The following is a 15,780-nucleotide window of genomic DNA, read 5'->3' as shown; positions in this document are numbered from 1 at the left end:
ATCCTTCCTTTGGTGTTGGTTGAACGATCAAATCCGGACGATCAGCCCTGGATGATGTTCTGACGCGCTTTTTCGAACTCTTCTTTGGTGATCAGATCCTTTTCATAAAGCCCGTTGAGTTCCAGTAGTTTCCGTTCTGCCCGGTCACCTGCGCTTTCAATGAGAAGGTCTTCGGCATAGGGAGAACGGCGGGTGTGATTCGGCAGCAAGGACTGCGCTTTGGCTTTAATTTCAAAGGACGCAAGGCCGCCGAGCAATCGTATCTCAACAGCCCTGTCATGAAATTCCGGGGTGCCTAACACTTGGCTTAAGGAAGAAGAGGTTTCTCTCATCCTGTAGTAAATGAACCAGGCAATGGTGAGTACCAGGATGGCAATGCCGGCCATGATCCATGGAAGATAGTGGTAAACGCCTTTGAACAGCACCACGGTAAGGCCGATACCGGCCAGAAGAAATACGTGGAGCAGCAGGATAAAATAGGCAACAAAAATATTTTTAAATAATCCGTCTTTGTCTTTTTTGCGTATATTCATTTGATTTTTCTCAATAGTGAAGTTCTGTACTGGTCCCGGGCCAGGGTGCTGCCGGGCCCGGTTGAACGGACCGCATCGAGCTTGGCCATCAGGTAATTTAGTTTTTTGTTCAGCTTTGCCTGATCCGCAGATGCCAGCCCGGTCTGATCCATGAGTTCACGTACATGGGTCATCTGCTTTCTGATTTCAACTTCCGGGGGCAAAAATCCTGAATTTTTCAGAATTTTATGGGCCATGCGAAGATCCTCGGGCACATGGCTGTCCTCAAACAATAAAGGTCTGCCTTTGCCCTCAAGATTGTCAAACCGGCCCTGTTTCTGGGCGGCTTTGATACGCTCCTCAACGATGGCTTCAAATCCTGGAATCATAACAGATACGGGCGGCTCCGATGGATTGGTTGCGGCATAAACCAGGCCTCACACAGACCTGCATCAAGACCATGAATTCTATTAAACCAGGCTCTGTTTTGCAAGCTATTTTCTTGACACCTAAATGGCAATACTGTATCAACCACTATGCCAACTTAATTGAGCCGACTATTAAAATAGATACGATACCTATGAGCAAGCCAAAAAATATATCAAAAATCAGGAACATCGGGATCATGGCCCACATTGACGCGGGCAAGACCACGGTGACGGAACGCATTCTCTATTACACGGGAAGGTCCCATAAGATAGGCGAAGTTCATGACGGCGAGGCCACCATGGACTGGATGCAGGATGAACAGGACCGGGGTATTACCATTACCTCGGCGGTTACCTACTGCCAGTGGAAAGGGGCCACCATTCAAATCATCGACACCCCGGGCCATGTGGATTTCACCGTGGAGGTGGAACGGGCTTTACGGGTCCTGGACGGGGCCATTGGTGTGTTTTGCGCCGTGGGCGGCGTGGAGCCCCAGTCCGAAACGGTCTGGCGCCAGGCAGACCGGTACAAGGTCCCGCGAATGGTCTTTATCAATAAAATGGACCGCACCGGTGCTGATTTTTTCGCCGCCTGTGACTCCATCAGAGAAAAGCTGGCTGCCAATCCTGTGATGATCCAGGTACCCATCGGGGCCGAGGACCATTTTCAGGGCGTTATTGACCTTTTGACCATGGAGCAGATTGCCTGGAATGATGAAACATTAGGCGCTGAATACACGGCCGGGCCTATTAAAGATGAATTCCGGGAACTGGCCGAAGAATATCGGGACAAACTTCTGGAAGCAGTGTCCGAACTTGATGATGCCATCATGGAAAAATACCTGGGCGAGGAAGAGATCTCCGTGGATGAGCTCCGGGCCGCCATCCGGGCCGCCACCATCCGCCGGGCCATGGTGCCCGTACTTTGCGGATCTGCCCTGAGGAACAAAGGGGTTCAGCCGCTTCTGGACGCCATTGACTATTACCTGCCAAGCCCCAAGGATGTGCCCCCGGTTAAAGGCGAGCATCCTGAAACCGGTGAAATCCTTGAATTCAGACCTGAGAAAAACGGTCCCCTGGCTGCCTTGATTTTCAAGGTGTCTATGATCGAGGGCCGTAAACTCTCCTTTGCCCGGATCTATTCAGGAAAGATCGCTTCGGGTGGGGATGTGTTTAACCCCGGCCTGAACCGTAATGAAAAACTGTCCAGAATTTTAAGAATGCACGCCAACAAGCGCGAACGCTTGGACGAGGCCTCGGCCGGTGACATCATCGGCATTGTGGGACTTAAAGATTCCGGCACCGGTGATACGCTTTGCAATTCGGATCATCCCGTGTTTCTGGAAAAAATGGAATATGCACAGCCGGTTATCTCCATTGCCATTGAGCCTAAAACCCATGCAGATCAGGAAAAGCTTGATGATGTGCTGGCAAAATTCATGATTGAGGATCCCACCCTTAAAACGAACAAGGATGAGGAGACAGGCCAGACCATTTTGTCGGGCATGGGCGAACTTCATCTTGAAATCATCATTTCAAGGATGGTCAAAGAATTCAACACCAGTGTGAATGTGGGCAAACCCCAGGTGGTTTACCGGGAGATCATTACAGCCCCGGCAACCGGCCAGGCCGTGTTTGAACGGGATATCCAGGGTAAATCCCATTATGCCAACGTCACGGTGACACTCAATCCCCTGGGCCGGGGCCAGGGTGTTGTCTTCAAATCCCTTGTGCCTGATGAAAAAATTGCGCCCCAGTATATCCCGGGCATTGAGGCCGGAATCCGGGCGAGTCTTGAGGGCGGATTCCTCAAAGGATATCCCATTGTGGATGTTGAGATTGTTCTGGCTGACGGGTTCAGCGAGGAAGGAAAGGTGTCAGAACTGGGCTTTGGGGTCTGTGCGTCCATGGCAGTCAAAGAGGCCCTGAAAAAAGCCAAAATGGCCTTGCTTGAACCCATCGTGGATGTGGAGGTGTTTGTGCCGGATGCCAATATGGGGGATGCCATTGCAGACCTCAATGCCCGGGGCGGCCGGGTGGAATCCATTACCCCGAAATCCGGTATTCAGGCCATCAAAGCTGTGGCCCCCTTGTCAAGGATGTTTGGGTATTCCACAGCCCTGCGTTCCGCCACCCAGGGCCGGGGCACCTTTACCATGCAGTTTAAAAGTTTTGATACGGTGTGATTCAATGTTGAGCTCCTGTTCTGATGACCAAATTCAATAGGGGCCGGCACAAGATGGATCTGCTTTTTTTACCGTGAAGATCATGAAAGTAAATGAAGAAGCCCTGATTGCCAAATGTTTGGAAATCCATTACATTTGACTCACTTTCAAGGACACGTGCCGTGCCCGGCACACACAAATAAATCCAGCGGACTCAAAAAGCCGCGCCGCTGGTTTAAACGTTGACTTTGTCTATACTTCCTCAGAATTTGGAACATTTGTAATCTTGATGTTAACGTACGGCATCATAACCTCCTTATATTTTAGTCATTGTATGTTTTAAAATACCTGTTATCAAAATTATGCCGCCTAAAATTACTGCGACAGCAGATATCACTATGGCAGATACAAAATTCCCAGAATTTTTAGATAAAACCCCAGACACCAGGGGACCGAGAATCTGGCCGATACCATATATGGCTGTCAACAGTCCAATCACCTTTTGGCTTTGGCCTGGCTTAAGTGTTTTACCGATGGAAAGAGTTAAAGCAGTTATTCCCATGAATGTACCGCCAAACAAAACTGCGCCTGAAATGACACATAGCCAGTGGGACGATAAGACTGGAAGTACAATTCCCAGGCCCTGTATGAAATGGGCTATAATCAACACATAAACCAGATGCAGGCGCTTTGACAGTTGGTGAAATACAGGAATGGAGACAGAGGCTGCCAAACCGACCACTGTCCAGGCTACTGGGCCGGAGGAAAAAAATCCGGACTGACCCTGGAGAAAGGATACGATGAATGTCCCACTGATAATATAGCCGAACCCTTCAAAAAAATAAGCGACCACAAGCCATGGGAGTAATAGCGGATATTCAAATTTAATTTCCCCATTCGAACGTAAATCAATCTTCGATTTTTCTTCCAAAGGAATCAGCACAGACCAGCAAACAAGAGATAAAGGGAAGCAGATCAAAGAGAGTCCCACCCAGGCTACCTGGACATTAAAATATTTAACCAACACCGGAGAAAACACCCCGCTCAATGCAATGCCTCCACCAACACCGCTGTATATTAACATGCCGAGGGCATTTTTTGATTGGGGGAGTCGCTCCAGCACAATTGAGGAACCAAGAATAAATATACCGGCACTTGCTATGCCGCTGACCAACCGGAGAATAATCCATGCCTCGGTCTGTACAACAAGTCCCATCCATGCTGTCGTGATAATACTTGATATAAGAAAAATGCGGAATAAACGTAATTTTGTTGCTGCTCTCATATTTTTAAAGCACAAGAATGCACCAATAAGATATCCCAGATAATTAACAGAAGCCATTGATCCTGCAATCTCATCACTGAATCCAAACTGATTCTGCATTGCCGGCAGTAATGGCGTGTAAGCAAAACGGCCTACACCCATTGCAATCACCAAGGCTAAAAAACCGCCTGTTATCAACAATCCATGGCCAGTCTTCTGTTGTTTCATAATAAGTTGTACCTTTTCAAATTCGGTTGCATCATATCTTTTCCAATACTTGACCTTAAAGTTAACAGAGGTATAATATCACCTCAAATAATTAAAAGTGTTATTCGACATCATAAATAATGATATCAATGAGGGTTAAATATGGATATATGGGGGCTTAAAATTTTTAAAACCGTGGCTGAAGAGGGTAGTATTTCAAAAGCAGCGTTAAAATTAAATTGTGTGCAATCCAATGTAACGGCAAGGATCAGGCAACTTGAAAGTGAGTTGGATGTTTCCCTTTTCCATAGAAAGCACCGTGGTGTCGAACTGACGGCAAAGGGCCGGATATTAATTGATTATGCCAAAGATGCCGTCCAATTAATAGACAATGCTCTGCTTGCCGTTAGTGATGATGAATTTATCAAGGGACCTTTGTCGATCGGCACAATGGAATCCACGGCAGCTGTGAGGCTGCCTACTTTATTCTCAACATACCATAAGCAGTATCCCGATGTTCAATTAAAGCTTCAGACCGGGACCACAGAATCCCTTGTGAAAAGTGTGCTGGACTACCAGCTTGATGCGGCCTTTGTCGCAGGACCAGTGGATCATCCGGATCTGTTTACCTACCATGCATTTAATGAAGAGCTTGTTGTTATTACCGAGAAAAGGATAAAATCCCTGGAAAATCTTGATCGCCCTGATTTTATTGTTTTCAGGCGAGGATGTTCTTACAGGGGCGCCCTTGAAGCTTGGGCAAAAGAGACGGGGATAATACCCGGGCAGATAATGGAATTGGGAACATTGGAGGGCATCCTAGGGTTTGTAAATGTCGGCATGGGGATTACCATGTTACCGCGGTCCATTGTATCAAATCTCAGATGGGAACATTCAGTCAAGACCCATGAAATTCCGCAAAAATCAAGGAAGACATCCACCCTCCTTGTCCACCGAAAAGATAGGGGGCTTACCCGGGCATTGAAAAATTTCATTGAATTTCTTTCAGACCGGGAACCACATAGCAAATATAAAGGGAAAAATGTTAAATAAGAGTAAATATTTCGTGTTTACTTTGTCTATTTATGTGGTGTGAAACGCTTGCCAGTAAAGGCATTGACTTCTTTTGTCATTGGTTGGTGAAAGAACCAAAATCATAAGCAAACTAAGCTATGGCATTTAGACAGGCCATTTTTATACCAATCAATTGCATTATTCAAACAACCCGCTGTATTGCAATCCCGGCCCGACACATTTCCAACCATCATCAAGTAATGAGAGACCTGTCGAGCTGAAATCAATATCTGTTTGACGATCAATGATATTAACATTTCCATTCTGATTTGATTGAAAGGCGACAGCTTTTCCATTTCTATGCAAGAGTACAAAATTATCGGCCCCTTTTTGAAAGAGCCTTTGTAAGCCGGCTTTGGGATAATCATCCTTATTCATCAGCACAAAATCCGGTTTATGCCTTCCCTGGCACCAAGCGGCAGGCCGATTGCGCCTTGGCAGACATGGTAATCCCTTGGGTTGATGCGTATCAAGGTTGAATTTAAGTTCCGGCCGGTTCGTTGGGATTTATATCTTACCGTAGGTACGGCAAGGCCTGCCCCCATTTCAATAATGGCCAATTTCGCATTGAAGCTGTTGAGTTTTTCAAGCCATTTCTGCAAACGTGCCCCTTGTTCACTGGTGCGGTGCGATATCCAGTTCCAGTCTCCAAACATTAAAATATTGGGGCGTGCCAGTCTTCCACAGTTTTTACATTTCGGCAACTCGCCTGTAGCCCTGAACGTTTCCATATCAACATTGACGTTCTCTTCCCCAATCTTCCAGATGTCGCTGGAACATGGTCTGGTGCATTGAAGATGGTGGATGGAGCCATGGCACTCTTCAATCAATGCATCGTCAAAACCGGCTTTTTGAAACTGCCCGTCAACATTCGAGGTGAATACAAAATATCCGTACGGCTTGCTTCTTCCCAGATCAAGCAATTTTGAAAAGCCTTCGTGGGGGAGTGTTTCACGATAAAGATTCAATCTGTGCCCATAAAACGCCCAGGCAATTTCAGGCTGTTTGTCAAACCAGACAGGGTCTGCCATTTCACTGAACGATTTGCCCAGCTTCGCTATGGGCGGATAAGCTTTCCAGAAACCTGCATTTCCCCTGAAATCAGGCAAACCCGAATCGACGCCCATACCGGCACCGGCCGTTATAAAAAGTGCGTCTGCATCTTTAATTGCCTGGCGAGCCTGTTCGATATTTTTGTTTAGGTTGTCCATAAAATATACCGGCATTATCCAGTTCAGTTTTCAATTCTAAGATCCGGCACCCGTTGAAAATGCCTTTCGTCGTTGATTACAAGCACCATATCAAAGGAGCCAAGGGAACATAGCCATTTTTTTTATGGGCCGCAGAATTCACTATAACGCGTTGGATCGAAAACTTCCATTTTAACAGGCTAAAAATAATTTTCAAAAGTGCGGACAACCTCCCAAACAAGGTCTTTTTTCAGGTGAATGAACACAGTAGACTATCCCTGTTAATCCATACATTGTCAAATATAAAACAGATATGACTTAATCTTTTCATTCCACCGGCTCGATAAAAAAAGTGCTTGACCCGTCTATTGGTTTACCCTTTAGAACTGTCGTTGTCATGGCCGTGGCAGAAACTAAAACTTATAATAAAGGGGACGTGTAATCATGCAACATCAATTGACCAAAGAAAATTGGGTTGATATGTTCAGGCAGATCGGACTGACTGAAGATCAAATGAAAAAATGGCATCATAATTTTGAAAAAAGCCACCCGGAGGGGCACAAGGCTTTTCTTTCCTGGTTGAGGATTCCTCCCGAAAAGATCGTTGAGATCCGGGGCAACAGCAAATAGAAAAAAGGTGGCGGCAGCATTGGCGGTCGCCACGCTTTCGAAAAATGAAAACCTATTCCATTTCTCAACTATCCGGATTATTCGGCCTTTCACGAAGTGCCCTGCTTTACTATGATCGAATTGGTCTTTTAATCCCCTCTGACAGGTCAAAGGCGGGTTATCGCCTCTATACGCAAAAAGATCATGACAGGCTTAACCAAATCTGCACCTTTCGCAATACAGGCTTGGCCCTGGCTGATATAAAAAAACTGCTGGCCTCAGATAATGCCCCAAGTGTAAAAATACTTGAGAATCGATTATGGGAAATCGGACAGCAGATAGTCGACCTAAAACGCCAGCAGCAGGTCATAATCTGTCTGCTCAAAGAAATGACCAGCGACGTTTACGGGCCTGCCATTGACAAAGAGATGTGGGTAAAAATGCTTCAGGCTGCCGGCATGGACGAATCAGCCATGATGAAATGGCACGCAGAATTTGAATCCCGATCTCCAGAAGCCCACCATGACTTTTTGCTGTCATTAGGAATATCGGAGATAGAGGCAAAGGATATTCGGTATCAATCTCGGCGGCTCATAAACAATTGCCAGTAAAAGTAAGTTTCTATAGAGCGGGATTAAGAATATTTCACCGACTGCTAAATTGGAGTAAAACAGTATAAATGAGTTGATTTAGGTGATGTGCAAGTTTCTGTTCAATGTCATAAAGTTAAGATGCTTCCGAATTAAAACCATGAAGAGCATGAAGGACATGAAGATTGATTTCCCGGCATATATTCTTCATGCTCTTCATGTCCTTCATGGTGAAATAAAATACGCAATGCTTAAGTTTATGACATTGACTACAATATATGGGGGGCCTTTCTGTTGAAAAGGAAGGATTATAATCCGTATGAGTCATTTGAAATTGGCATGAAACTGCAACCCAGTTACATGCGATTGTCTTGGTGCGCCCCTTTTTTGCCCTTGCCTTTGAGATTTTCCAGTTCGTTTTGGGCCTTTTCCCGCATCTTTTCATCGTCCAGGGTGTCAAGGGCCCGTTCAAGCTGGCGGACCGCATTTTGTTCGTCATGTATCCGGGCATAATACACCCCGAGATAATAGTTTGACAGGGCCTGTTTTGACTGCCGGGACATGATTTCGGCCATGTGGTAGTTGGCTTTTTCAAATCCGGGTTTGCCGTTTCCAAGTACATGCTCAAGCCCCTTTTGGGCTGCGGACAGGTTGCCGTTTTCAATCTGGGCAACGGACCGGTTGAAAACGGCCCAGTCCCCCAGCAGGGGATCATCTGCCATACTGTCCAGGATCGTTATGGCCCGGGAATATTCCGTGTTGCGGATGTAAAGCCGGCCCAGCTCCAAAAGGATCATGGATTCAAATGGGTCTTTGGCCAGGGCCTTGTTCAGCTGTTCAATTCCCTCATTCATTCGGGTGGTCCGGCCATACAAAAGGCCTAGGCCATAGTGAAGCGCCACATTGTCTGGATCGTTTTGGAGTGCAATTTCAATCTTGGGAATGTAGGTGTCAGGGTCGCTGTAAAGTCCGATCACCCGGTATTTGACCATGTTGTAGTCGAAATTTTCCGGTGGCGCGGGTTTGTTCAAAGCTGGTTTATAATCGGCCAGAATTCCGGATAAATGGGACACTCTGGCTGTTGTGCCCGGATGGGTTTTAAAGTAATCAGGTATATTTTCAATCCCCTGGTAATCGGTCTGCCTGATTTTCAGCAGGCTGTCCAGTATCCCTCTTGGCGAATATCCTGTTTTCTCAAGAAAAAGAACCGCTTTCTGGTCTGCCTCGGTTTCATTTTCCCGGGTATAGGTCAGCATGGCTGACTGCCCGGCAGCCATGGAGCCAATAGTCATGGCCTGGGCCGCTTCTGAACTTCCGGCTGCCGCCCCCACCAGGACGCCGGCCAGCATCCCGGCCAGGCTGCCCACTGCCACTACTTTGGACCGGTCAATGGACTGGGACACATGCCTTCCCACGGCATGGCCGATTTCATGGGCCAGAATACCTGCAAGCTCGTCCATATTATCCAGAGCCGCAATTAATCCTCGGTGCACAAAAATATTGGCTGCCGGCGTGGCAAAGGCATTAAAGGTGTCGTCATTGATCATGAAAAAATCAAAATGAAAGGGTTGGGGAGACAATTGTTTGACAATGGCGTTGCCCACAATATCAATCATCTTCTGGGCAACGGGGTCATGAAGAATGACACCTTTGTTTTTGATCAGTTGTAAATATTCTTTGCCGAGTTTGAGTTCATCGGGAATGGAAATGGCAAAGCTGGTGGCAGGGAACAAAAGCACAATGACCAGAATGAGGCTTACCGCCTGTTTAAATCGTCTCATGTTTACTCAGAAATTTTTTTGACGGTTTTGTCAGAAGTCGGCTACATTGATAAATTCAGTATCCTCCATGGCTATTTCAATGCGGAAGATATAGTTATTGATTTTAAAGGAGAGCCGGCGGTTTTCCGTGTAAGTGTCGTTAATGGACAGGGAGATGGCCGAACTTATGGTCAATGCCTTGGGCTGGCCGTAATAGGCATTCAGGTCATATTTTTCTTCTACTGATTTTATCATCTGTCCCATGAGCTGGTTTGTAATTTCCCCAATGGTATCTGTCACTTCAGGGTCGGAAATGGAGGTGGCCAGTTCATCTTCGGGCATGCCCATGTTGATCATGTACTGCCTGTAAATTTCAAAGGCAGCCTCATCACTAAAATTGAAAATCACAAGACCCATATAGTCTCCGCCGAACTGGACAAAGCAGGTCAGATCCGGCATCATGGACACCCTGGTGATTTTCTGGATGGTGTTGGCGTAATTTATTTCTTTACCAGTGCTCGTTTTTAGCGTGCTCTGGGTGGTTTTCAGGAAAATTTTGGCAATACTGTCAATGGACTGGTTTGCTGAGATTTCCATTATGTCTCCTTCCTCTTAAAAATAGACTCCTAACACCAAAAACAAGCCCCCCGGCAGGGGGGAGATCCCGGCAGGAGGGCTTAACTGTCGTAAATAAGGGGCCAGTCTATTTTTCAGCGATCCGGGCCTGGACAGTCCGTCGTTACATTTGGCCTGATTGCTAGGAATCCATTCTTTTACCCAGTTCATAGGACCACCCGTAATCACCCATCAGGCCAACATAGATAAAACCGGCGTTCAGTTTTTTTCGGCAGCCGGGGCTTCCTGTGACTCCTCAGCCTTTTCAGGTGCTGAGGTTTCAGTTTCATGCATTGAAGTTTCATCTTCAGGTGCCTGGGTTTCAGTTTCATGCATTGAAGTTTCAGCTTCAGGAGCCTGGGTTTCGGTTTCATGCATTGAAGTTTCGGCTTCAGGGGCCTGGGTTTCGGTTTCATGCATTGAAGTTTCAGCTTCAGGTGCCTGGGTTTCGGTTTCATGCATTGAGGTTTCAACTTCAGGTGCTTTGGGAGCTTGTTTTGGATTTTCCTGCTCTCCGCAGCCGGCAAAGATCATTGCAAAAAGAAAAACAAAACTGATAATCAGCACACTCATCTTGGTTTTCATCGTTGTCTCCTTTGTTTATAATGGGTACTAAAAAATTTTTGAAAGCATACGATAATTACAGGTTCGCCGTCAACTATTTAAACTCAGAACCTAATACTAAAAACACGTCCCCCCTGCAGGAGAGTTAACCCTGCAGGGGGGGGACGTTTATTTATTTATCGTGAAAAAAGGCCCCCGTTTATTTTGCAGCGGCCCGGGCCAGGGCCAGCCAGTTGTTCCATTTGGCCTGATTTTTAGCAATCCACTCCGTGACATGCTTCTGGATGTCTTTTGCTGATTTTTCCCCCGCGTTCATGCGGGTGTTCTGTTCATTAATATCTGCGAGGGACAGGGTGAATTCCTCAAAAAATTTTTTGGCAGCAGGATTCTTTGCCAAAAATTTCTTGTTGGCCACAATACGGATATCTGAAACAACAAAGCCCAGTTTCACAGGATCTGTCACTGCGCCATCAATGCCGGACTGGGTCATTCTGTCCACGGCCTCGGCCTGGGCCTCTGTGGGCAGGATTTTAGGCACGTTGACCCACATCACGTCTTTCCCGGGTTTGAGTTTATATACGGTCCAGTTCGGGGTCCAGGTATAAAAGAAAATAGGCTCGCCAGATTTATAAGCACCGATGGCGGACGCCATACCTGCTTCGTAAGACGCTTTTACCGGATTAATATCATCTTCCAGATTGTAAACTTTTAAGTGATGGGCAATTATTTTTTCACACCCCCATCCCGGCGGGCAGGCCGTCAGATCGGCTTTGCCGTCATGGTTTTTGTCGAATGCCTTTTTGACCTCTTCACGCTTAAAGTCGTCCAATGACTTGATGTTGTATTCTTCAACCTCTTTTTTAGATACCAGATACCCCTGCAGTCCACCCGCCTTGGCAACGTATCCGATGATCTGGGCTTTGTCCTTAAAATCCTTGGGAAGCTGACTGTTATGCATGGGAAACCAGCCATTGCACCAGTAGTCTAAATCACCCAGGGTCAATGCTTTGTAAAAAATCGGATTTTTCAGGTCTTTGGGGTGGTTGACCTTATAACCTAACTCGGTCAAGGCCCGGCTGACAAGTGCTTCCTGGAAATAACCTGTGTTCCAGGTGGCACGTGCAGGTTTAACAGTGATACCTTCTCCGGGTTTGTCTGAAGATGCCCAGGCAGGTGCGGCTGTGATCATGAAAACTGCAACCAGAAAGAAGCAGATGTTTTTTGCGACACTCATAATTTCTCCTTTATGTTAATTTTTGCCGGCCATGGACTGGGTGATCCTGTCCAGTACCACGGCTAGCAGAACAATGCTTAACCCCGCCATGACAGCAAGGCCTATATCCAGGGTATTCAGTCCTTGAATCACAGGAGAGCCCAAACCGCCGGCCCCGATCAAGGCCGCAATGACCACCATGGCAAGGGCCATCATAATGGTCTGGTTCAGCCCTGCCAGTATGGTGGGCATGGCCAGAGGAATCTGAACCTTGAACAGTACCTGGCTGCGGGTGGCGCCAAAGGCGGTGGCCGCTTCCACCAGTTCCGGGTGCACCCCGCGGATGCCAAGACTTGTCAGGCGGACGATGGGGGGCATGGCAAAAATAATGGTGGCAAGAACTCCGGCCACATTACCCACGGAAAAGAGCATGACAATGGGAACCAGGTATACAAAGGACGGGGTGGTTTGCATGGCATCTAAAAAAGGCCTGACAATGGTTTCCACCCGGTCGCTGCGTCCGGCGGCAATACCCACGGGAACCCCGACAAGGGTGGAAAATAAAACCGAGGCCAAAACCATGGCAAGGGTGGTCATGGTGTCTGCCCAGAATCCGATCAACCCGATGAATACCATTGCCACAACGCTGAAAACAGCTAAGCCCCATCCTGAAAAGCGCCATGCACAGAAAGCCAGAATACCTATTATAATAATGGGTGGTACGGCGTTAAGGCCAATGTCAAATCCGGTCAAAATCTGTTCAACCGGCCATTTTATCATCTGAAATATATCCCGGTAATTATTGACCAGCCAGTCAACAAACGCGGTGATCCATATATCTATGGGGAGTACTTTTTCACCAAACATAATTGATTTTCCTGCTAAAGAGCGGTTTGAAGGTGTTGGGAAGATTCGTCATATTCGTTCCCGGATCCGTTATGGCCGTTAATTTCTGATTTGTGAAGGGTTTTCAGGAATCTGTTTTTTGATACCACGCCTTTAAATACAGTGTTGTCATCAAGTACCGGGATGGGAAAACCCTTGGAAGCCACTTCAGGAAGAATATCCTGCATATTGTCATTGATATTGACGGGATTGACTTCCGGCAGATAGCAGATATCAAGGGAGTCTTTTGACCGGCCATTTTCCACGGCCTCCTGAAGGGAGTCAATGGATACGACCCCTAAAAATTGGCGTTTGGCATTCAGCACATATCCGTGGTTGAAATCCCTGGCATTTAATAGCTCCAGGGAGCTTCTGATATCGCCTTTTCTGATTTTGATAATCGTGGGGTACTGTGTGTTGACAATTTCTCCGGCTGAAATAACAGTGGTGGGATCCACACCTCTGAAAAAGGCCCGGACATAATTGTCTGCCGGGTTCTGGAGAATTTCTTCGGGTGTACCCACCTGAACAACACGTCCGCCTTCCATGATGGCAATTCGGTCGCCGATGCGAAGGGCCTCATCCAGGTCATGGGAGATAAAAACAATGGTCCTGTCACTGTCTTCCTGAAGTTTGAGCAGCTCATCCTGCATCTCCGTTCGAATCAGCGGGTCCAGGGCGGAAAACGCTTCGTCCATCAGCATGATATCCGGTTCCACAGCCAATGCCCTGGCAAGGCCCACGCGCTGCTGCATCCCCCCGGAAAGTTGTTTGGGGTACTGGCTTTCCCAGCCTTCCAGGCCCACCTGGCTTAGGGCGGCTATCGCCCGCTCGCTCCGCGTGGTTTTAGGTTCCCCGGCCAATTCAAGGCCGAACTCGGCATTTTCCAGGACCGTGAGATGGGGCATCAGGGCAAAGGACTGAAACACCATGCTCATATGTTTAAGTCTGAATTTGACAAGGTCCTTGTTTTCCATGGCTGTAATGTTCTGGCCGTTAATATGGATTTCGCCGGCCGATGGTTCAATCAAGCGGTTGAACATCCTGACCAGCGTGGATTTGCCGGATCCGGACAGGCCCATGACCACAAATATTTCTCCACGTTTAATAGAAAAATTCGCATTGTTTACGCCCACGGTCATACCGGTTTTTTCAAGGATGTCTTCTTTTGTTAGCCCCTGATCAACAAGGGATATTGCCTCTTGGGGATCCTGGCCGAATATTTTAAATATATTTTTAATAATAATTTGATCCATGGATAGTTCTTCTTTCTGCGCGAAAGGGCTCACGCCATATTTAGGTGTCTTTTTTAATTGTGTTATATATCGTATTCAATGTATTTTGTCAAATGGCGAAATATGGTTAGAATCATAATCAATTTAAATCATAGGTATATTTTTATAAAATAAACGTTATTAATAATAAGACTACTTTGATTTATAAAAGGCCGTCCGGGATTATTTTTGTTGGTATGTAATTTTTGAAACAAAAAATATGTCAACATTAATGCCAACAGATTTTTTAGGTGGTCATCAGGTGATCAAGGGATTTATTAGGTATTCAAAGAAAAAAGAAAAGGATGTAGAAATACCAATAAAAAAAGCCCAGATATTTATCCAGGCTTTCGGATGTTTTTAAAAACCATTGGTAATGGTGGAGCTGAGGGGGATCAACACCACATATTTTTAACCATCTGATATTGTTATGTTTTATCAATTTTGAATGTGGGGTTCAACGGAAAACGTACAACCAAAATGTACAAGTTGAACTGCACATTAAAAGTTCATTACCATAATTTTGAAAACATTCAAATGTTAATTTCCATAAACAAAATCAATTCTTGGTTTCAAGGGTTACGATTTTAGCATTCTGGACATCATTCAATTGTTTCGTTGAATCAACGACCACCATATGGGAACCGCAGATGTCATGGAATTGTCTTGTAGTCTGGATTGTTATACATTTCTGATTCATGCTGATCAATGGGGCAAAAGGGTTATGGCCTTTTATGAGAAGGTTACAACTGAATTTGTCCAAGGATTCCTGAAAGAAATTGATTCCCACTTTTTTGCGTATAGAATCGCTTCCAAGTGATTCGTGTTCCACATAATCCGACCACACACAATTATAAATCTCATCAAAAGGCAGATCATCAACCTGTGTTGTCGTCGGTAGGACACCGTGTGCAAAGGCAATATCGTTCACTGTGGCCACAATAGGCAAGCTCTCAAGCACTTCTGTGTAAAATGCAAGGGTTTGACCTGACATCATGTCCCATGCATTGGAAGGGGCAAAAGGAATATGTGTATGCGGTGACAGGTCATGATTTCCCATAAGAAGAAATACACGGTCAGGGTACTGCAATTTCAAGTTCAGCAGCGTATCCAGTGCAGCAGTGGGTTCATTGTCCCAACTTTTAGGGTTACGGTCCAAGAAATCTCCACAGGCAATTAAGATACTATTTGGTATTTTAAAAAAATATTCATCGAGAATATGATTCAATGTCCGGCAATCACCATGAAGATCAGATATACCAATAATAATTGGGTTTTCATCAGTTCTGATCTTAACCCACCGACCAGTTGAACTAAAAAGACCAATCAACTTGCCTTTTTGGTTGAACATCATGTTATTGCTTGTATATCTTTTCATCTTTAATTGACCAATGGAATTATAGATGTCTAATTTATTATATATCATAAGG

The 15,780-nt window shown here is 46.0% G+C and carries 16 protein-coding genes; 4 read left to right on the top strand and 12 right to left on the bottom strand.

Annotated elements, in window-relative coordinates; translation table 11 throughout:
• Positions 1–41: 41 nt before the first annotated feature.
• Positions 42–533 carry a hypothetical protein gene (locus Q366_RS03810; RefSeq protein ID WP_035236497.1) on the bottom strand — a complete coding sequence of 164 codons (492 nt, stop codon included), beginning with the start codon at positions 531–533 and terminating at the stop codon, positions 42–44.
• Positions 530–901, bottom strand: a complete 372-nt coding sequence (locus tag Q366_RS03805) for a DnaJ family domain-containing protein (protein ID WP_035236496.1) — start codon at positions 899–901, stop codon at positions 530–532. Before Q366_RS03805 ends, Q366_RS03810 begins: the two co-directional genes overlap by 4 nt.
• A gap of 191 nt (positions 902–1,092) precedes the next feature.
• On the opposite strand from Q366_RS03805, the gene fusA reads away from it, so the two are divergent.
• Positions 1,093–3,126 carry an elongation factor G gene (gene fusA / locus Q366_RS03800; protein ID WP_035236495.1) on the top strand — a complete coding sequence of 678 codons (2,034 nt, stop codon included), beginning with the start codon at positions 1,093–1,095 and terminating at the stop codon, positions 3,124–3,126.
• Between the two features lie 295 nt (positions 3,127–3,421).
• Here the strand turns inward: fusA and Q366_RS03795 are convergent, their stop codons facing one another.
• Positions 3,422–4,597, bottom strand: coding sequence for a YbfB/YjiJ family MFS transporter (locus tag Q366_RS03795; RefSeq protein WP_035236494.1), 1,176 nt, complete (start codon positions 4,595–4,597; stop codon positions 3,422–3,424).
• Between the two features lie 141 nt (positions 4,598–4,738).
• Here Q366_RS03795 and Q366_RS03790 point away from each other — a divergent pair, with 141 nt between their 5' ends.
• Positions 4,739–5,629 (top strand): LysR family transcriptional regulator, encoded by an 891-nt coding sequence (locus Q366_RS03790; protein ID WP_035236493.1) that lies wholly within the window; start codon positions 4,739–4,741, stop codon positions 5,627–5,629.
• 159 nt (positions 5,630–5,788) lie between these two features.
• Here Q366_RS03790 and Q366_RS03785 read toward each other — a convergent pair whose 3' ends face one another.
• Together Q366_RS03785 and Q366_RS03780 are read right to left on the bottom strand one after the other, a co-directional pair.
• Positions 5,789–6,028 (bottom strand): hypothetical protein, encoded by a 240-nt coding sequence (locus tag Q366_RS03785; protein WP_035236492.1) that lies wholly within the window; start codon positions 6,026–6,028, stop codon positions 5,789–5,791.
• Positions 6,028–6,861 (bottom strand): SIR2 family NAD-dependent protein deacylase, encoded by an 834-nt coding sequence (locus Q366_RS03780; protein WP_035236615.1) that lies wholly within the window; start codon positions 6,859–6,861, stop codon positions 6,028–6,030. Before Q366_RS03780 ends, Q366_RS03785 begins: the two co-directional genes overlap by 1 nt.
• 423 nt (positions 6,862–7,284) lie before the next feature.
• Between Q366_RS03780 and Q366_RS03775 the strand changes: the two genes are divergently transcribed.
• Both Q366_RS03775 and Q366_RS03770 read left to right on the top strand, forming a co-directional pair.
• Positions 7,285–7,470, top strand: a complete 186-nt coding sequence (locus Q366_RS03775) for a MerR family transcriptional regulator (RefSeq protein ID WP_035236491.1) — start codon at positions 7,285–7,287, stop codon at positions 7,468–7,470.
• A gap of 44 nt (positions 7,471–7,514) precedes the next feature.
• Positions 7,515–8,060: a MerR family transcriptional regulator gene (locus tag Q366_RS03770; protein ID WP_035236490.1), complete on the top strand. Its 546-nt coding sequence runs from the start codon at positions 7,515–7,517 to the stop codon at positions 8,058–8,060.
• Between the two features lie 335 nt (positions 8,061–8,395).
• On the opposite strand, the gene Q366_RS03760 is transcribed toward Q366_RS03770, so the two are convergent.
• The 7 genes from Q366_RS03760 to Q366_RS03730 all read right to left on the bottom strand — a co-directional run bounded on the left by Q366_RS03760 (position 8,396) and on the right by Q366_RS03730 (position 15,728).
• Positions 8,396–9,820, bottom strand: a complete 1,425-nt coding sequence (locus Q366_RS03760; protein WP_035236488.1) for a M48 family metallopeptidase — start codon at positions 9,818–9,820, stop codon at positions 8,396–8,398.
• A gap of 30 nt (positions 9,821–9,850) precedes the next feature.
• Positions 9,851–10,396: a DUF3334 family protein gene (locus Q366_RS03755; RefSeq protein WP_035236487.1), complete on the bottom strand. Its 546-nt coding sequence runs from the start codon at positions 10,394–10,396 to the stop codon at positions 9,851–9,853.
• 237 nt (positions 10,397–10,633) lie between these two features.
• Complete coding sequence (locus Q366_RS03750) at positions 10,634–10,999, bottom strand: hypothetical protein (RefSeq protein WP_035236486.1); 366 nt, start codon at positions 10,997–10,999, stop codon at positions 10,634–10,636.
• Positions 11,000–11,177: 178 nt separating this feature from the next.
• A complete protein-coding gene (gene proX, locus Q366_RS03745) occupies positions 11,178–12,212 on the bottom strand; it encodes a glycine betaine/L-proline ABC transporter substrate-binding protein ProX (protein ID WP_035236485.1) in 1,035 nt (344 codons plus the stop codon).
• A 15-nt stretch (positions 12,213–12,227) separates the two neighbouring features.
• On the bottom strand, positions 12,228–13,058 hold the full coding sequence (locus Q366_RS03740) for an ABC transporter permease (protein WP_035236484.1): 831 nt from the start codon (positions 13,056–13,058) through the stop codon (positions 12,228–12,230).
• A gap of 14 nt (positions 13,059–13,072) precedes the next feature.
• The gene (gene proV, locus Q366_RS03735) at positions 13,073–14,332 is read right to left on the bottom strand and encodes a glycine betaine/L-proline ABC transporter ATP-binding protein ProV (RefSeq protein WP_035236483.1); all 1,260 of its coding nucleotides are present in this window, start codon (positions 14,330–14,332) and stop codon (positions 13,073–13,075) included.
• Positions 14,333–14,909: 577 nt separating this feature from the next.
• Positions 14,910–15,728 carry a metallophosphoesterase gene (locus tag Q366_RS03730; RefSeq protein WP_169742928.1) on the bottom strand — a complete coding sequence of 273 codons (819 nt, stop codon included), beginning with the start codon at positions 15,726–15,728 and terminating at the stop codon, positions 14,910–14,912.
• Positions 15,729–15,780: the final 52 nt, after the last annotated feature.

It is taken from the genome of Desulfobacter vibrioformis DSM 8776, from assembly GCF_000745975.1.
In the GTDB taxonomy this organism is placed as follows: domain Bacteria; phylum Desulfobacterota; class Desulfobacteria; order Desulfobacterales; family Desulfobacteraceae; genus Desulfobacter; species Desulfobacter vibrioformis.
This window is presented reverse-complemented; position numbering and strand designations above follow the sequence as displayed.